Origin of the sequence: Paracoccus shandongensis, assembly GCF_017315735.1 — a bacterium.
Taxonomy (GTDB): Bacteria; Pseudomonadota; Alphaproteobacteria; order Rhodobacterales; family Rhodobacteraceae; genus Paracoccus; species Paracoccus shandongensis.
The window spans coordinates 49,527-65,644 of record NZ_JAFLRK010000019.1; the positions used below are offsets into that span (position 1 = coordinate 49,527).

Sequence of the window (16,118 nt, forward strand, 5' to 3'; positions counted from 1 at the left end):
CGAGGCAAAGATGATAAAGACCAAGGACCAGCGCATGGCAGCCGCGCGACCGCTTCCCCTCAACCAGATCCTGGCAGGCGACTGCATCGCCGTGATGAACGCGCTTCCCGAAGCCAGCGTGGACCTGATCTTTGCCGACCCGCCTTATAACCTGCAACTGCGCGGCGACCTGCACCGGCCCGACAATTCCCGCGTCGACGCGGTGGACGACCACTGGGACCAGTTTTCCAGCTTTGCCAGCTATGACGCCTTTACCCGCGACTGGCTGGCCGCCGCGCGGCGCCTGCTGAAGCCCAACGGCGCGATCTGGGTGATCGGCAGCTATCACAACATCTTCCGCGTGGGGGCCGAGATCCAGAACCAGGGCTTCTGGATCATGAACGACGTGATCTGGCGCAAGGCGAACCCGATGCCGAACTTCCGCGGCAAGCGGCTGACCAACGCGCATGAAACGCTGATCTGGGCCGCAAAATCCGAAAATTCGAAATACACCTTCAACTACGAGGCGCTGAAGTCGCTGAACGAAGGCACGCAGATGCGATCCGACTGGGTGCTGCCCATCTGCAACGGCGGCGAGCGGCTGAAGGACGCGGCGGGCGACAAGGCCCATCCGACGCAGAAACCGGAATCGCTGCTGCACCGCGTCATCATCGGCACCACCAATCCCGGCGACGTGGTGCTGGACCCGTTCTTCGGCACCGGCACGACAGGCGCGGTCGCCAAGATGCTGGGCCGCGACTTCATCGGCATCGAGCGCGAGGAAGCCTATCGCGAGGTGGCCGAACGCCGCATCAGCCGCATCCGCCGCCTGGACGCCGAGGCGCTGGCCACCGCGCGGCCCAAGCGCGCCGAACCCCGCATCCCCTTCGGCCAGGTGGTCGAGCGCGGGATGCTGCGCCCGGGCGAGGAACTGTATTCCATGAACAACCGCCACAAGGCCAAGGTCCGCGCGGACGGGTCGCTGATCGGCAATGACGTGAAGGGATCCATCCACCAGGTCGGCGCCGCGCTGGAAGGCGCGCCCTCCTGCAACGGCTGGACCTATTGGCATTACCGGCGCGAGGGCCGGATGATCCCCATCGACATCCTGCGCCAGCAGATCCGCGCCGAGATGGAGGGCGAGGTGTCCCGTCCCAACTGAACATCAGGTGTTCGCCACGTTCCCCCGGCTGCCGCCATCAGGGGAACCGCCTTGCCCCGCCATCCTGCATGGCGGGGCTTTTTCAGGCCCTCAGACCCAAGGCCGCGCCTGCGCCATCTGCGTCTCGTAGCTTTCGATGGCGGGGGCCTTTTCCATGGTCAGCCCGATGTCGTCCAGCCCGTTCAACAGGCAATGCTTGCGGAAGGGATCGACCTCGAAGGCAAAGGACTGCCCGTCCGAGGTGGTGACCGTCTGGTTTTCCAGATCCACCGTCATGCGGGCGTTGGCTCCCTTGCGGGCATCCTCCATCAGCACATCGACCGCGTCCTGCGGCAGCACCACGGGCAGGATGCCGTTCTTGAAGCAGTTGTTGAAGAAGATGTCGGCGAAGCTGGTGGAAATCACGCAGCGGATCCCGAAATCCAGCAGCGCCCAGGGCGCATGTTCGCGCGAGGATCCGCAGCCGAAATTGTCGCCTGCCACGATGATCTGCGCCTGCCGGTAGGCCGGCTGGTTCAGCACGAAATCCGGCAGCTCGTTCCCGTCGCGGTCATAGCGCAGCTCGTCGAACAGGTTGACGCCCAAGCCCGACCGCTGGATCGTCTTGAGGAACTGCTTGGGGATGATCATGTCGGTGTCGATATTGACCAGCGGCATGGGCGCTGCGATCCCGGTCAGGGTGGTGAACTTGTCCATGATCGGCTCTCCCTACGCCATTTCCGCCGCGAAGGCGCGCACATCGACCAGATGCCCGGCCACGCCCGCCGCCGCAGCCATCGCGGGCGACATCAGGTGGGTGCGGCCTTTATATCCCTGCCGGCCCTCGAAGTTGCGGTTGGAGGTCGCAGCGCAGCGTTCGCCGGGGGCAAGCTGGTCGGGGTTCATGCCCAGGCACATGGAACAGCCCGCAAGCCGCCATTCGAAGCCCGCGTCCTTGAAGACCTGGTCCAGCCCTTCCTCCTCGGCTTGCGCACGGACCAGGCCCGATCCGGGCACCACCATGCCGCGCACGCCGGGCGCCAGCCTGCGGCCGCGCAGGATGTCGGCCGCGGCGCGCAGATCCTCGATCCGGCCGTTGGTGCAGGAACCGATGAACACCGCGTCGATGGCGATGTCGGTCAGCTTCGTGCCGGGCGTCAGGCCCATGTAGTCCAGCGACCGCCGCGCGGCCTCGACCTTGCCGCCGGTGAAATCCTCGGGGGCGGGGACGGTCGCGGTGATGGGCAGCGCGTCTTCGGGGCTGGTGCCCCAGGTGACGGTGGGGGCGATATCCTCGCCCCGCAGGGTGACAACCTTGTCCCAATGCGCGCCCTCGTCGCTGAAAAGCGTCTTCCACCAGGAAACGGCGGCTTCCCATTGCGCCCCTTTCGGCGCATGGGGGCGGCCCTTGACGTAATCGAAGGTCGTCTGGTCGGGCGCGATCAGGCCCGCGCGGGCGCCGCCCTCGATCGCCATGTTGCAGATGGTCATGCGGCCTTCCATGGACAGGCTGCGGATCGCCTCGCCGCAATATTCGATGACATGGCCGGTGCCGCCCGCCGTGCCGGTATGGCCGATGATCGCCAGCACCACGTCCTTGGCGGTGACGCCGGGGGCCAGGCGGCCCGTCACCTCGACCTTCATGTTCTTCGATTTCTTCTGGATCAGCGTTTGCGTGGCCAGGACATGCTCGACCTCGCTGGTGCCGATGCCGTGGGCCAGCGCGCCAAAGGCGCCATGCGTCGCGGTGTGGCTGTCGCCGCAGACCACCGTCATACCGGGCAGGGTCCAGCCCTGTTCGGGGCCGACGATGTGGACGATCCCCTGGCGGATGTCGTTGACGGGGTAATAGACCACGCCGAATTCGCGGGCGTTGCGGTCCAGCGCATCGACCTGGATGCGCGATTCCTCGTTGTCGATGCCCGCTTCGCGGTCCCAGGTGGTCGGCACGTTGTGGTCGGGCACAGCGATGGTGCGTTCGGGGGCGCGGACGGTGCGGCCGGTCATGCGCAGCCCCTCGAAGGCCTGGGGGCTGGTCACTTCGTGGACCAGGTGGCGGTCGATATACAGAAGGCAGGTGCCGTCTTCCTGGCGGTCCACCACATGGGCGTCCCAGATCTTGTCGTAAAGCGTGCGTGCGGATTGGGTGGTCATGGTTTTTGGCTTTCGGCTGTGATGGGGTCGTGGCGAAAGGATCGGCTGCGGCGCAAACCGCAGCCCGTCACAGTCGCGCCGTCACGCGCCGCGTGGCGCCGAAGAACCGCGAGGGCAGGCGCGCGCGGTCATGGATGTCGAAATAGATGAACCCGGCCATGGCCGATCTTTTATGCCCCTTTCGGCGTTGACGCAACATTGTCGGAAGGGGCGGAAGGGGGATGGAGCCGATCGGTCCAAGCGTCATGGATGCAGCCCGGGGGCTGTGGTCGCGCATCGCCCTGTTCCTCGAGATCATGATCCTGCCGCAGCGCCTGTATCAGCTGGCCGCCATCGCCGGGCTGATGCTTCTGTCCTGGCTGGTGGGCCGGATCACCGCCCGGCTGTGGAACGACTGGCTGCGCCGGCGCGACAACTGGCCCAAATGGCGGCTGCGGCTGGGGGTGCTGATCGGGCGCAGGATGGGGCTGATCATCTTCGCGGCCCTGGCCTGGACCGTCGTCCTTGTCATGCGAGAGATCACCTGGCCCTCGCGCAGCGCGCTGATCGCGCTGGCGGCCTCGATCGCGGCGGCCTGGCTGGCGACCTTCTTCCTGGTGCGGCTGATCGCCAACCGCTTCCTGCGCCGCATCGTCAGCTGGGCCGCCTGGATCTGGGTCACGCTGTTCCTGCTGGACCTGACGGATCCCGCGGGCGATTTCCTGGACAGCATCGCCATCACCCTGGGCGAATTGCGCCTGTCGGCCCTGACGGTGCTGAAGGCGCTGGTCGTCACCGGCCTGATGATCGGGGCCGCGCGGGCCTTGTCGCGGCTGATCGGGGGCCGGCTGGCCCGGAACGAGGACATCTCGCCCACGATGCGGGTGCTGACCACGAAGCTGTTGCAGATCATGCTGTTCAGCCTGGCGCTGATCGTCGGCCTGAAGGCGGCGGGATTCGACCTGACGGGGCTGGCGGTCTTTTCCGGCGCGGTGGGCGTGGGCCTTGGCTTCGGGCTGCAGAAGGTGGTGTCCAACCTGGTTTCGGGGGTCATCATCCTTTTGGACAAGTCCGTGAAGCCCGGCGACGTGATCAGCCTGGGCGACACCTTCGGCTGGATCGAGGAACTGGGCGCGCGCTATGTCAGCGTGGTCACGCGCGACGGCAAGGAATACCTGATCCCGAACGAGGATCTGGTCACGGGCCAGGTGGTGAACTGGTCCCACACCGACAGCTTCGTGCGGCTGGACCTGACGTTCCGCGCCTCTTATCAGGACGATCCCCACAAGGTCACCGCCACGGCCATCGCCGCCGTCAAGACGGTCAGGCGGGTTCTGTCGCACCGGCAGGCGGTCTGTTGGGTCACGGGCTTTGGCGAAAGCTCCATCGACTATGTGCTGCGCTTCTGGATCGACGACGCGGCGGACGGGCTGACCAATGTGCGCGGCCAGGTCTATCTGGCGCTGTGGGACGCCTTCAAGGAACAGGGCATCACCATCCCCTTCCCGCGCCGAGAGGTCCGGCTTGTGAATGACGCGCCTCGGGTCCATACGGGCGATCCCCGGCCGGACGACACGGAATCGGACCGGGAACATTGAGATGGTGCGAAAAGTTGCTATCTTTGATCCATCCCCTGCGCCGGGGGCGATCGGCGCGCTGACCGGAGGATATAACCCTGTCACAAGACGTCTCGCCGGCCACGGGGCCGGCTGCGACCCCTGGCGGCCCTGATCTGACCAGCGACCAGATCCTGGACCGCGTCCTGTCCTCGCTTGACGACGACAAGGCCGAGGACATCGTCACGATCGACCTGCGCGGACGGTCGGCCATGGCCGATCACATGGTGATCGCATCGGGCCGCAGCGCGCGCCAGGTGGGCGCCATCGCCGAAAAGCTGGCAGACCGCATGAAGCAGCTGACCGGCCGCACCCCCCGGATCGAAGGCAAGGACACCGGCGATTGGGTGCTGATCGACACCGACGACGTGATCGTCCATGTCTTCCGCCCCGAGGTGCGGGAATTCTATCAGCTTGAAAAGATGTGGATGCCCGCCGACGCGCTGAGCCGCGTCCGCGACGGAACCCGCCCGGCGATATAGTCGGGCAAGATGCGGATCGACATCGCCGCGGTCGGGCGGCTGCGCAAGGGCCCCGAGGCGGCGATGGTGGCGGATTACCTCGACCGTTTCGCCAAGGCCGGGCGCAGCCTTGGCCTGCCGCCGATCACCCTCCACGAGGTCGAGGACAAGCGCGGCGGCGGCATGGCGGCCGAGGCCGAGCTTTTGGCGCGCGCCATCCCGCAGGGCGCCGCCCTGGTGATGATGGACGAACGGGGCGAGCAGCCGACCTCGCCCGATTTTGCCCGGCGGCTTGCGGGCTGGCGCGACGGGGCCCGCGATGTCTGCTTCGTGATCGGCGGCGCGGATGGGCTGGACCCGGCGCTGCGGGCGCGGGCCGACTGGCAGATCAGCCTGGGCCGCATGGTCTGGCCGCACATGCTGGTCCGGGTGATGCTGGCCGAACAATTGTATCGCGCCGCGACGATCCTGGCGGGATCCCCTTATCATCGCGCGTGAATGCGGCAGCGGGGCAGGGGGCTGTCTGCCCCCTCTTGGCCTGCGGCCAATTATCGGGCCTGCTGGCCCCTTCTTCGCTGAAAAAGGTCCACTGGACCTTTTTCCGGGCGCTTCGAAGCCCCGAGGATATTTGAACCAAAGTGAACGCGGCTGCCATTTCACTTTGGCCCAAATATCCCGGGGGTCCGGGGGCTGGCCCCCGGCCTTCGCCGGTTGCCGCAAGCGCCGCGCCAGCGTAACAAGGCGCAAATCACCCCGAGGCGCGATATGACGAAACCTGTGGTCCTGTGCATTCTTGACGGTTGGGGCATCTCGGACCGGCCCGAGCAAAGCGCGCCGGATCAGGCGGCCACGCCGAATTTCGACCGGCTGATGCGCACCTGCCCCCATGCCACGCTGACGACCTTCGGTCCCGACGTGGGCCTGCCGCGCGGGCAGATGGGCAATTCCGAGGTGGGCCACACCAATATCGGCGCGGGCCGCGTGGTCGCCATGGACCTGGGCCAGATCGACCTGGCGATCGAGGACGGCAGCTTCGTGGGCAACGAAGGCCTGGTCCGCTTCGTGGAACGGCTGCGTGCCACGGGCGGGACGGCGCATCTGATGGGCGTGGTGTCGGACGGGGGCGTGCATGGCCATGTCGTCCATGTCCAGGCCGCTGTCCGCGCCATTGCCGCCGCAGGCGTGCCTGTTGTCGTCCATGCCATCACCGACGGGCGCGACGTGCCGCCCCAATCGGCCATGGGCTTTGTCACCGAATTGCAGGGCACGCTGCCCGAAGGGGCGCGGATCGGCACCGTGATCGGGCGTTACTTCGCCATGGACCGCGACAACCGCTGGGAACGCGTCGAACGCGCCTATCGCGCCATCGTCGCGGGGCAGGGGGAACCCGCGCTGTCGGCCGACCTGGCCGTGACCACGGCTTACGCACGCGGCGAGACGGACGAGTTCATCCCCCCCTTCATCATCGACGGCTATAACGGCGCAATGGACGGGGACGGGTTCTTCTGCCTCAATTTCCGCGCCGACCGGGCGCGGGAAATCCTGACGGCGCTGGCCGATCCGGATTTCACGCAGTTCGACACCAGTGACCGCCCGGAATGGGCAGCCCTTCTGGGCATGGTCGATTACAGCAGCCGCCACAACGACTTCATGACCGCCGCCTATCCCAAGCGGCAGGTCGTCAATACGCTGGGGGCTTGGGTCGCCGCCAAGGGCCTGCGCCAGTTCCGCCTGGCCGAGACGGAAAAATACCCCCATGTCACCTTCTTCCTGAACGGCGGCAAGGAGGCGCCCGAACCGGGCGAGGACCGCTTCATGCCCGCCAGCCCCAAGGTCGCGACCTATGACCTCGCGCCGGAAATGGCCGCCGACGAGGTCGCGGCGAAGCTGGTCGAGGTGATCGGCGCGGGCTATGACCTGATCGTGGTGAACTTCGCCAATCCCGACATGGTGGGCCATACCGGCAGCCTGCCCGCCGCGATGCTGGCCTGCGAGGCCGTGGACCGCGGCCTGGGCCGGATGCTCGACGCCCTGGACCGCGCGGGCGGGGCGGCGGTGATCTGCGCCGACCACGGCAATTGCGAGACGATGATCGACCCCGAAACCGGCGGGCCGCATACCGCGCACACCACCAACCCGGTGCCGGTGATCGTCTATGGCGGCCCGGCGGGCGCGCGGCTGCGCAATGGCAGGCTGGCCGACCTGGCGCCGACGGTCCTGCAACTGATGGGCCTTGACCAGCCCGCCGAGATGACGGGCCAAAGCCTGATCGTGACCGCATGAAGTTCCTTCTTCCTCTGGCCTTGTCCGCCCTGATCGCTGCCGCGCCCCTCCAGGCGCAGGAACCCTCGGTCAGCGCCGCCGTGGCCGAGGCGCAGGACGCCGCCGCCCAGTTGCGCGCCGCCGTCGCCAAGCTGGCCGGTGCGCTGACCGCCGATGACCAGGTGGTCGCCCTGACCGAGGTGATCCGGGGCTATGAACAGGGCCTTGCCGCCCTGCGCGAAGGGTTGCGCCAGGCCAGCGCGCGCGAGGCGGAACTGCGCGCGCGCTTTGAATCGCAGCGGGTGCAGCTGGCCTCGGTCCTGGGCGCCATGACGGCGATGCAGCAATCGCCCGAAACCACCATGCTGCTGCATCCGGCGGGCGCGCTGGCCAATGCGCGGTCCGGCATGGTGCTGGCCGACATCACCCCCGGCCTGCGGTCCGAGGCCGAGCGGTTGCAGGACGACCTGCACGAAATCGCCACCGTGCGCGAATTGCAGGCGGGCGCGGCGCAGATGCTGGGCGCGGGGCTGGCCTCGGTCCAGGAAGCGCGCCGGCTGCTGGCCAGCGCCGTCACCGACCGATCCAGCCTGCCGGTGCGCTATGCCGATGCGCCGGCGGAAATGCAGAAGCTGCGCGATGCGGCGCAGTCGCTGGACGAATTCGCGGCGGGCGTGGCCAAGGTGCAGATGGACGTGGGCCCCCCCCTGGAGGATTTCGAGGGCGCCCGGGGCAGCCTGCCCCTGCCGGCCGTGGGCACCATCCTGCGGCTTTACAACCAGCCCGATGCCGCAGGCGTCGAACGCCCCGGCTGGGTGATCGCCACGCCCCCCGCTGCCCTGGTCACGACCCCCTGGCCCGCCAGCATCCGCTATCGCGGCCCGCTTCTGGATTACGGCAATGTGATGATCGTCGAGCCCGCGCGCGGTTATCTTCTGGTCTTTGCGGGCATGGCGCAGGTCTTCGGAGAGGTGGGCGACGTGCTGCAGGCGGGCGATCCGATCGGCCTGATGGGCGGGTCCGAGGCGCCGGCACAGGAATTTGGCGCGCAATTCGTCGCCGATGCCGCCATTGGCGGCAATGCAGGGCAGACCGAATCCCTGTATCTGGAATTGCGCAAGGGACAGGAAACTCTGGACCCGGCGGACTGGTTCGTGCTGAATCCCGTCGTGGAGCCTCAACAGGATTGAAGGCAGGAAAGGCCGACATGAAACACTATCTGATCGCAGGCGTGGGCGGCGTTCTGGCCGGGGCCCTGCTGACCACCCAGATCGCCGGGCCGCTGGTGGCGCAGGAAACCGGCTCGAATGCCTCGATCTATGAACAGCTGGAACTGTTCGGCAACGTGTTCGAACGCGTCCGCGCCGATTATGTCGAGGCGCCCGACGACAAGGAACTGATCGAGGCCGCGATCAACGGGATGCTGACTTCGCTGGACCCGCATTCCTCGTTCCTGTCGGCCAGCGATTACGAGGACATGCAGACCCAGACCCGCGGCAGCTTCGGGGGCCTCGGGATCGAGGTCAGCCAGGAGGAAGGGCTGGTCAAGGTCGTCTCGCCCATCGACGACACGCCCGCCGCCCAGGCGGGGGTCAAGTCGGGCGACTTCATCACCCATGTGAACGGCGAATCGCTGATGGGCCTGACGCTGGACCAGGCGGTGGACATGATGCGCGGCCCCATCGGGTCGGAAATCACCGTCACCATCCTGCGCGAGGGCGAGACCGAGCCTTTCGACCTGACCATGACGCGCGACACGATCAAGCTGACCGTGGTGAAGACGCGGATCGAGGGGCATTCGGTCGTGTTGCGCGTCTCGACCTTCAACGACGAGACCTATGACACGCTGAAATCCGAACTGGAAAAGGGCGTCAAGGACGCGGGCGGCATCGACAAGGTGACGGGCTTCGTCCTAGATTTGCGCAACAACCCGGGCGGCCTGCTGAACCAGGCGATTAGCGTCAGCGACGCCTTCCTGGACGCGGGCGAGATCGTCAGCACCCGGGGCCGCAACCCCGAGGAAAGCGAACGCTGGAACGCCGAACCGGGCGATCTGGCCCAGGGCAAGCCCATGGTGGTGCTGACCAATGGCGGATCGGCCAGCGCGTCGGAAATCGTCGCGGGCGCGTTGCAGGATCACCGCCGCGCCATCGTGGTGGGCGAAAAGACCTTCGGCAAGGGGTCGGTCCAGACGGTCATGCCGGTGACGGCCGACAGCGCCATCCGTCTGACGACCGCGCGGTATTACACGCCCTCGGGCCGGTCGATCCAGTCGCTGGGCATCCAGCCCGACATCCTGGTGGCGCAGCCCACGCCCCCGGCGAAGGGGGGGGAGGAGGAGCAGGGCCCCCGCACGCAGTCGAACTTCGGCCGCTCCGAGGCCGACCTGCGCGGCGCGCTGAACAACGATTCCGTCAGCGAGGACGAGAAGAAGCAGATGCAGGACGAGGCCGCCGAGGTCGAGGCCACCGCCAAGCTGCGCGAGGAGGATTACCAGCTGGCCTATGCCGTGGACATCCTCAAGGGCCTGGCCGCCGTCGATTTCAAGGCGGGCCAGGTGCCTGCCGCCGCCACCCCCGCCATGACGGGCGAGGGGTCGGGGACCGAGGGCTCGGGGGCCGCCAGGACGAATGGCTGAAGGGGACCGGACGGGGCCGGGCGGGCTGCCCTATCGCCCCTGTGCGGGCGTGGTGCTGATCAATGCGGACGGCCTGGTGTTCGCGGGCCGGCGCATCGACATGCCCGGCGCCTGGCAGATGCCCCAGGGCGGCATCGACAAGGGCGAAACCCCGCGCGAGGCCGCCTTGCGCGAACTGTCCGAGGAAACCGGCGTTTCTTCGGACAATGTCGAGGTGGTGGCCGAAACCCCCGGCTGGGTTTACTACGACCTGCCGCCCGAGCTTCTGGGCAAGGTCTGGAAGGGCCGTTATGGCGGGCAGCGCCAGAAATGGGTGCTGATGCGGTTCGGGGGCACCGACGCCGACATCCGCCTCGACACGGATCATCCTGAGTTCGAGGAATGGCGCTGGATGCCTGCGGCGGCGCTGCTGGAGAACATCGTGCCGTTCAAGCGCGGGGTTTACGAGGAGGTGCTGGCGACGTTTGAGGGGTGGCTGCGCTGACACGGAAGTTGCCTGCGTCCTTCTTGGCTTCCCTCACCGCGCATCATAAGTATGATAAGGTATGAGGTCTGGCAGGAGCCCTGACGATGCCCGCGGTTGAGCGAATGACCATTACCATGCCGACCGAGATGGCCGAAACGCTGCGCCAGACCGTGGCAGGCGGCGAATACGCCTCGACCAGCGAGGTCGTGCGCGAAGCCTTGCGCGACTGGACCCGCCGCCGCGATGCGGAGCGTCAGGATCTGGAAGCCCTTCGGGCGGCGATCAAGGCCGGGCTGGACAGCGGCCCCGCCATCCCTGCCGACCAGGTCTTTGCCGAACTGCGCGCCCGCTACGCCGCCAAGGCCTGACATGCCGCGCTTGGTCATCCTGCCTGCCGCGCGGGCTGACCTTTTTGAAATCGGCGATTTCATCGCCCTGGACAATCCAGAGCAGGCAGCATCATTCGTTGCCGAAATCGAAGCGCGTATTCGTCAAATCGCAGAGCGGCCCGGCAGTTTTCCCGCGCGCGACGACCTGTACGAAGGGCTGCGCGCGGCACGGCATGGGCGATATCTGATCTTCTTTGTCGAAGCGGGTGACGAGGTGCGGATCGTGCGCGTGCTGCACGGTGCGCGGGATCTGCCCGGCATGTTTGGCCGATAGCCAGCGACAAGCCTGCCGCTGTCACCCGCTCCAACGGGTAAGGGCGCCCTTTCGGACGCCCCTTCATATCACCGCCGCAACTGCCCCAGCAGGATCGAGGTCGGATACCCGTCCGGCGTCACGCCGATGGACCGCTGATAGGCCGCGACCGACTCCATCGTGGCCGATCCGAACAGCCCGTCGATCTCGCCGCTGTAGAACCCCTTGGCGCGCAGGCGCTGCTGGATTTCCTGGCGCTCGCCGGTGGACAGCGGGCGGTCGTTCCTGGGCCACGACCCCTGAATCCCCGCGCGCCCGGCGATGCGCTCGCCCAGGAAGGCCACGCCAAGCGCGTAGTTGTCCGAGTTGTTGTAGCGCAGGATCGAGCGGAAGTTGTCGAGGATCAGGAAGGCCGGGCCGTTCGCCCCCGCCGGCATGATGATCGACCCGTTGCCGCCGGGCAGTGCCCCGCCGCCGATGCGGCGCACGCCCTGCGCGGCCCAGTCCGACCGCCGCGTGCCCTTGCCGACCAGGCCCATGTTGAAGCCCGGCGGCAATTGCACCTCGGCCCCCCAGGCCTGGCCCGGCACCCAGCCGTTGCGGCGCAGATAGTTCGCGGTCGAGGCCAGCGAATCGGTCGGGTCGTCCGACCAGATGTCGCGCCGCCCGTCGCCGGTGAAATCGACGGCATAGTCCAGATAGGACGTGGGCATGAACTGCGTGTGCCCCATGGCCCCGGCCCAGCTGCCCAGCATGTGTTCGGGATCGGTGTCCCCCGCCTGCAGGATCCGCAGCGAGGCGATCAGCTGGTTCTGGAACATCTCGCCCCGGCGGCCGTCATAGGCCAGCGTGGCCAGCGACGGGATGATCTGCATCTTGCCTCGGTTGGCGCCGAAGTTCGATTCCATCCCCCAGACGGCCAGCACGATCTCGCGCGGGACGCCGTATCGCGCCTCGATCTGCGACAGCACGCCCGCCAGTGGCGCGGCCTTCTGGCGGCCGGTGGTGACCCGCACGTCCGATACGGCGCTGTCCAGGTACAGCCAGACGGGGCGGCTGAACTCGGCCTGCTTGCGGTCCAGGCGGATCACCTCGGGGTTGTAGCGGGCGATGCGCATGGCGCGGTCATAGGTGGCGGGCGAGACACCCGAGGCCAGGGCGCGGGGCCGGAAGGACTGGACAAAGTTCTGCAAGCCCGCCTCATCCCCGGCGGATGCCTGCGGGATCGGCGCGGGCGTGACCGGGGCGCTGCCCCCCATCGCGCCGGGCGCGCGGTTCATGGGGCCCGCGCAGGATGCCAGGGCCCCCACCAGGGCGGTGGTCAGGAAGATGCGGGAAAGTGTCATGGGATCGCCTGTCCGTAACTGCTGCTTTTGTTGTTGGCGGGCAGTCTAGCGAAGACACTTTCGGTTGAATAGGCCGCTTTGCCCCTTCAGTGCAGGGTGTCGCCGTCGTCCCCCGCGCCCTCGCAGCCTTTGAAGAAGGGCTGCATCTGCGCGATGATCACCGAGTTCTCGTCCAGCGCCCGCTGCATGAGGGCGCGTTCCTCGTCGTCGATCTCGTGCCCCTCGGCCAGGCGTTCGTCCAGGCTGCCGTAGCCGGTCACGTCCAGGGGGGACAGATCGGCCTGCTTCAGGATGGCGACCGTTTCGCGCACCGCCTCGGCCTCGTCGCGGCCTGCGGCATAGCAGATCAGCGCGGCGCCAGTCGATCCGTCGGGCAGGCCGTCGTTTCTGGTGCGGCCGACCTCGACCAGAAGGGTATAGACGTTCATGGCGGCCTCCGTGATGGTTGCCCTTGCAACAGCACGATTGGCGCCGGGGCGCAAGGCGCGGGAGAATGGCATGAGCAAGAGCGTGGCGCGGGTCAGGGCGGCCTTGGACGCGGCGGGGGTGGCCGCCGAAATCCTGGAGATGCCGGACAGCACCCGCACGGCCGAGGATGCCGCGCGGGCGGCGGGCTGCGCGGTCGATCAGATCGCCAAGTCGATCATCTTCCGGGGGCAGGCAACGGGCCATGTCGTCCTGTTCCTGACCGCGGGCGGCAACCGCGTCGATCCGGCCCGCGCCACCGCCGTCGCGGGCCAGCCGCTGGACCGCGCCGACGCCGCGCTGATCCGCGAGGAAACCGGCTTCGCCATCGGCGGCGTGGCCCCGGTCGGGCACCTGAAGCCGGTCACGGCCTTCTTCGACCCGCGCCTGCTGGAGTTCGACCGCGTCTGGGCGGCGGCGGGCACGCCGCGCCATGTCTTTGCGATCGCGCCGGGAGTGCTGTTGGAGATGACCGGGGCGCAGGTGGCGGATTTCACGGGGTGAGCAGCCGTTCCAGCAAGGGGCTGTCCGCCCGTTCCAACCCCTCGATCACGTCGAAATGGTGGCGGCCGGGGTCGATCACGCAATCCGTCGCGGCCCCAAGGCCCGCCCAGATATCGGCCAGCAGGCGGGCCTGGCGGATGAACTCGGGCCGTTCCATCCCGCCGACCCAGGTGGTCACGGGGATGCCCGGGCGCGGGGACAGCAGGGCGGGGCTTTCGGCGGCGGCCTCGGGCCTGTCCAACCGCAGGGTGTCGTTCATGGCCGTGCGTAGAAGCGGGCGCAGGTCGGTCAGGGGAGAGATCGGCACGCAGGCCGTGATCCGCGCGGCCACCGCGTCGGGCAGGGTGCCGTCGTCGCAGACCATCCGCGCGGCCAGGTGCCCGCCCGCCGAATGGCCCGTCAGCGCGATGGGACCGTCCACCCGCGCGGCGGCCTCGGCAATCGCGGCGGCGACCTCGGGCGCCATCTGCGCGATCCGCGCCCCGGGGGCCAGGGTATAGGCGGGCAGGGCGACCGCCCAACCCCGCGCCAGCGCGCCCGCCGCCAGATGCGACCAGACGCCCGGATCGAAGGCCATCCAGTAGCCGCCATGGACAAAGACCATCAGCCCCCGCGCGCGGCCTGCCGGGCGGAACAGGTGGCCCCGGCCCAGCGGCTCGGGTCGGTGCGCCGCGCGGAACCGGGCGGCGGCCTCCTGCCAGCGGGGCACGAAGCCGTCGGCCTGGGGGATATGCGCGCCGTTGGCATAGGCGTCGTTCCAGTCGGTGACGTGATACAGCATCCTGTCCCTCTCTTTCCCGCAGGAAAGGCTGCTGCTAGCCTGACCGTCAAGAGAGGACCGCCCATGACCGATTTCGCCGCCACCCGCCGCGCCTTCCACCTGCCATCCGGCATCACCTATCTGGACGGCAATTCCCTGGGGCCGATGCCCCTTGCCGCCACCGATCGCGTGGCGCGGATGATGGCCGACGAATGGTCGGAAATGCTGATCACCGGCTGGAACAAGGCGGGCTGGTATGTCCAGCCGCGCAAGGTCGGCGACCGCATCGCCCGGCTGATCGGCGCGGGCCCGGGGCAGGTGGTGATGGGCGACACCCTGTCGATCAAGGTGTTCCAGGCGCTCAGCGCGGCCCTTCGCCTGCGCCCCGGCCGCCGGGTAATCCTGTCGGACAGCGGCAATTTCCCGTCCGACCTTTACGTGGCCGAAGGCCTGGCCCGCGCCGTGGGCGCCGAGTTGCGCGTGGTCGCGCCCGAGGCGGTTGAGGCCGCCATCACCCCCGATCTGGCCGTGCTGATGCTGACCGAGGTCGATTACCGCACCGGCCGCCGCCACGACATGGCCGCGCTGACGGCCCGGGCGCATGAGGCGGGCGCGCTGGCCCTGTGGGATCTGGCCCATTCGGCGGGGGCGGTGGATGTGGACCTGACCGGGGCGGATGCCGATTTCGCGGTGGGCTGCACCTACAAGTATCTCAACGGCGGGCCGGGCGCGCCGGCCTTCATCTGGACCCATCCCCGCCATGCGGATGCCGCCCAGCCGATCCTGCAGGGCTGGATGGGCCATGACGCGCCCTTCGCCTTTGACCCCGATTACCGCCCGGCGGCGGGGATCGAGCGGATGCGCGTCGGCACGCCCCCGGTGATCGCGCTGGCCGCGCTGGACGCCGCGCTGGATGTCTGGGACGGGGTCAGCCTGCCTGACCTGCGCGCCCGCTCGATCGAACTGACCCAGGCCTTCATCGCCGGGGTCGAGGCGGAATGCCCCGGACTCGCGCTGAACTCGCCCCGGGATCCCGCGCGGCGGGGCTCTCAGGTCAGCTTCCGCCATCCGCAGGGCTATGCGGTCATGCAGGCGCTGATCGCGGCGGGCGTGGTGGGCGATTTCCGCGCGCCCGACGTGCTGCGCTTTGGCTTTGCGCCGCTTTACAACGGCCTTGACGACGTGGACCGCGCGGTCGAGGCGTTGGCCCGGATCCTGCGCGACGGAACCTGGGATGCCGAAAAGTTTCATCACAAGGCTGCGGTGACATGACGGCGGGGCCTTTCCTCGCCCCTGTTTGTGACGCACATATGCGACAATTGATGGGACAGGTTCATGCGCGCTTTGGGACTGGCATCGGTCATTGCTGCGGTGGGTGCAGGCGCATCCCCCGTGCTGGCGCAGGGCGAGCCGTTGCGCGTCGAACTGGTCCAGGCGCAGGAAAGGGCGGTCCAGCTTGACCTGCAGCTTTCGGGCAGCATCACCGCCACCGACAGCGTCGAGATGAGCTTTCGCCAGGCCGGGCGCGTGACCCGCGTGCTGGTGGACGAAGGCGACCGCGTGACCCAGGGGCAGGAACTGGCGCGGCTGGATTCGGTCCAGCAGGACCAGGCCCTGCGCGTGGCCGAGGCCGGGCTGGCCGCGGCGCGCGCCGGGCTGTCGCAGGCCCGCCAGGCCAGCGACCGGGCCAGTGCGCTGCTGGCGC

The 16,118-nt window shown here is 68.2% G+C and carries 17 protein-coding genes and 1 pseudogene; 13 read left to right on the plus strand and 5 right to left on the minus strand.

The features are described from left to right. Positions 1–34: 34 nt before the first annotated feature. Positions 35–1,141 (plus strand): site-specific DNA-methyltransferase, encoded by a 1,107-nt coding sequence (locus JX613_RS12560; protein ID WP_237168547.1) that lies wholly within the window; start codon positions 35–37, stop codon positions 1,139–1,141. Positions 1,142–1,231: 90 nt separating this feature from the next. Here the strand turns inward: JX613_RS12560 and leuD are convergent, their stop codons facing one another. Both leuD and leuC read right to left on the minus strand, forming a co-directional pair. Next, positions 1,232–1,837 carry a 3-isopropylmalate dehydratase small subunit gene (gene leuD / locus JX613_RS12565; protein ID WP_207101808.1) on the minus strand — a complete coding sequence of 202 codons (606 nt, stop codon included), beginning with the start codon at positions 1,835–1,837 and terminating at the stop codon, positions 1,232–1,234. Positions 1,838–1,849: 12 nt separating this feature from the next. Next, positions 1,850–3,274 (minus strand): 3-isopropylmalate dehydratase large subunit, encoded by a 1,425-nt coding sequence (leuC, locus tag JX613_RS12570; RefSeq protein WP_207101809.1) that lies wholly within the window; start codon positions 3,272–3,274, stop codon positions 1,850–1,852. 221 nt (positions 3,275–3,495) lie between these two features. On the opposite strand from leuC, the gene JX613_RS12575 reads away from it, so the two are divergent. From JX613_RS12575 to JX613_RS12615, 9 genes are all read left to right on the plus strand, one after another. Next, positions 3,496–4,851, plus strand: coding sequence for a mechanosensitive ion channel family protein (locus JX613_RS12575; protein ID WP_207101810.1), 1,356 nt, complete (start codon positions 3,496–3,498; stop codon positions 4,849–4,851). 77 nt (positions 4,852–4,928) lie between these two features. Beyond that, positions 4,929–5,351 carry a ribosome silencing factor gene (gene rsfS, locus JX613_RS12580; protein WP_207101825.1) on the plus strand — a complete coding sequence of 141 codons (423 nt, stop codon included), beginning with the start codon at positions 4,929–4,931 and terminating at the stop codon, positions 5,349–5,351. Positions 5,352–5,360: 9 nt separating this feature from the next. Beyond that, positions 5,361–5,828 carry a 23S rRNA (pseudouridine(1915)-N(3))-methyltransferase RlmH gene (gene rlmH, locus JX613_RS12585; RefSeq protein WP_207101811.1) on the plus strand — a complete coding sequence of 156 codons (468 nt, stop codon included), beginning with the start codon at positions 5,361–5,363 and terminating at the stop codon, positions 5,826–5,828. A gap of 267 nt (positions 5,829–6,095) precedes the next feature. Beyond that, positions 6,096–7,613: a 2,3-bisphosphoglycerate-independent phosphoglycerate mutase gene (gene gpmI, locus JX613_RS12590; RefSeq protein ID WP_207101812.1), complete on the plus strand. Its 1,518-nt coding sequence runs from the start codon at positions 6,096–6,098 to the stop codon at positions 7,611–7,613. Next, complete coding sequence (locus JX613_RS12595) at positions 7,610–8,782, plus strand: murein hydrolase activator EnvC family protein (protein WP_207101813.1); 1,173 nt, start codon at positions 7,610–7,612, stop codon at positions 8,780–8,782. The genes gpmI and JX613_RS12595 overlap by 4 nt, the downstream gene beginning before the upstream one ends. A gap of 17 nt (positions 8,783–8,799) precedes the next feature. Beyond that, the gene (locus tag JX613_RS12600; protein WP_207101814.1) at positions 8,800–10,230 is read left to right on the plus strand and encodes a S41 family peptidase; all 1,431 of its coding nucleotides are present in this window, start codon (positions 8,800–8,802) and stop codon (positions 10,228–10,230) included. After that, complete coding sequence (locus JX613_RS12605) at positions 10,223–10,714, plus strand: RNA pyrophosphohydrolase (RefSeq protein ID WP_207101815.1); 492 nt, start codon at positions 10,223–10,225, stop codon at positions 10,712–10,714. The genes JX613_RS12600 and JX613_RS12605 overlap by 8 nt, the downstream gene beginning before the upstream one ends. Before the next feature lie 104 nt (positions 10,715–10,818). Further along, entirely contained in the window at positions 10,819–11,064 is a 246-nt protein-coding gene (locus JX613_RS12610) for a type II toxin-antitoxin system ParD family antitoxin (RefSeq protein WP_207101816.1), read from the plus strand. A gap of 1 nt (position 11,065) precedes the next feature. Then, on the plus strand, positions 11,066–11,359 hold the full coding sequence (locus JX613_RS12615) for a type II toxin-antitoxin system RelE/ParE family toxin (RefSeq protein WP_207101817.1): 294 nt from the start codon (positions 11,066–11,068) through the stop codon (positions 11,357–11,359). A gap of 68 nt (positions 11,360–11,427) precedes the next feature. On the opposite strand, the gene JX613_RS12620 is transcribed toward JX613_RS12615, so the two are convergent. Next, positions 11,428–12,684, minus strand: coding sequence for a lytic murein transglycosylase (locus tag JX613_RS12620; protein ID WP_207101818.1), 1,257 nt, complete (start codon positions 12,682–12,684; stop codon positions 11,428–11,430). Positions 12,685–12,770: 86 nt separating this feature from the next. Next, the gene (locus JX613_RS12625) at positions 12,771–13,112 is read right to left on the minus strand and encodes a hypothetical protein (protein WP_207101819.1); all 342 of its coding nucleotides are present in this window, start codon (positions 13,110–13,112) and stop codon (positions 12,771–12,773) included. Positions 13,113–13,182: 70 nt separating this feature from the next. Here JX613_RS12625 and JX613_RS12630 point away from each other — a divergent pair, with 70 nt between their 5' ends. Then, a complete protein-coding gene (locus JX613_RS12630) occupies positions 13,183–13,653 on the plus strand; it encodes a YbaK/EbsC family protein (RefSeq protein ID WP_207101820.1) in 471 nt (156 codons plus the stop codon). Here the strand turns inward: JX613_RS12630 and JX613_RS12635 are convergent. Beyond that, on the minus strand, positions 13,643–14,434 hold the full coding sequence (locus tag JX613_RS12635) for an alpha/beta hydrolase (RefSeq protein ID WP_207101821.1): 792 nt from the start codon (positions 14,432–14,434) through the stop codon (positions 13,643–13,645). The two genes, JX613_RS12630 and JX613_RS12635, sit on opposite strands and share 11 nt — an antisense overlap. Positions 14,435–14,497: 63 nt before the next feature. Between JX613_RS12635 and kynU the strand changes: the two genes are divergently transcribed. Beyond that, the gene (kynU, locus tag JX613_RS12640) at positions 14,498–15,685 is read left to right on the plus strand and encodes a kynureninase (RefSeq protein ID WP_207101822.1); all 1,188 of its coding nucleotides are present in this window, start codon (positions 14,498–14,500) and stop codon (positions 15,683–15,685) included. Positions 15,686–15,748: 63 nt separating this feature from the next. Beyond that, a pseudogene (locus JX613_RS12645) lies at positions 15,749–16,118 on the plus strand (efflux RND transporter periplasmic adaptor subunit); the annotation flags it as partial.

Bases quoted from the DNA above. Each gene is read 5' to 3' on its own strand.
- JX613_RS12560 (WP_237168547.1), top strand. From the start codon at position 35: ATGGCAGCCGCGCGACCGCTTCCCCTCAACCAGATCCTGGCAGGCGAC.
- leuD (WP_207101808.1), bottom strand. From the start codon at position 1,837: ATGGACAAGTTCACCACCCTGACCGGGATCGCAGCGCCCATGCCGCTG.
- leuC (WP_207101809.1), bottom strand. From the start codon at position 3,274: ATGACCACCCAATCCGCACGCACGCTTTACGACAAGATCTGGGACGCC.
- JX613_RS12575 (WP_207101810.1), top strand. From the start codon at position 3,496: ATGGAGCCGATCGGTCCAAGCGTCATGGATGCAGCCCGGGGGCTGTGG.
- rlmH (WP_207101811.1), top strand. From the start codon at position 5,361: ATGCGGATCGACATCGCCGCGGTCGGGCGGCTGCGCAAGGGCCCCGAG.
- gpmI (WP_207101812.1), top strand. From the start codon at position 6,096: ATGACGAAACCTGTGGTCCTGTGCATTCTTGACGGTTGGGGCATCTCG.
- JX613_RS12595 (WP_207101813.1), top strand. From the start codon at position 7,610: ATGAAGTTCCTTCTTCCTCTGGCCTTGTCCGCCCTGATCGCTGCCGCG.
- JX613_RS12600 (WP_207101814.1), top strand. From the start codon at position 8,800: ATGAAACACTATCTGATCGCAGGCGTGGGCGGCGTTCTGGCCGGGGCC.
- JX613_RS12605 (WP_207101815.1), top strand. From the start codon at position 10,223: ATGGCTGAAGGGGACCGGACGGGGCCGGGCGGGCTGCCCTATCGCCCC.
- JX613_RS12610 (WP_207101816.1), top strand. From the start codon at position 10,819: ATGACCATTACCATGCCGACCGAGATGGCCGAAACGCTGCGCCAGACC.
- JX613_RS12615 (WP_207101817.1), top strand. From the start codon at position 11,066: ATGCCGCGCTTGGTCATCCTGCCTGCCGCGCGGGCTGACCTTTTTGAA.
- JX613_RS12620 (WP_207101818.1), bottom strand. From the start codon at position 12,684: ATGACACTTTCCCGCATCTTCCTGACCACCGCCCTGGTGGGGGCCCTG.
- JX613_RS12625 (WP_207101819.1), bottom strand. From the start codon at position 13,112: ATGAACGTCTATACCCTTCTGGTCGAGGTCGGCCGCACCAGAAACGAC.
- JX613_RS12630 (WP_207101820.1), top strand. From the start codon at position 13,183: ATGAGCAAGAGCGTGGCGCGGGTCAGGGCGGCCTTGGACGCGGCGGGG.
- JX613_RS12635 (WP_207101821.1), bottom strand. From the start codon at position 14,434: ATGCTGTATCACGTCACCGACTGGAACGACGCCTATGCCAACGGCGCG.
- kynU (WP_207101822.1), top strand. From the start codon at position 14,498: ATGACCGATTTCGCCGCCACCCGCCGCGCCTTCCACCTGCCATCCGGC.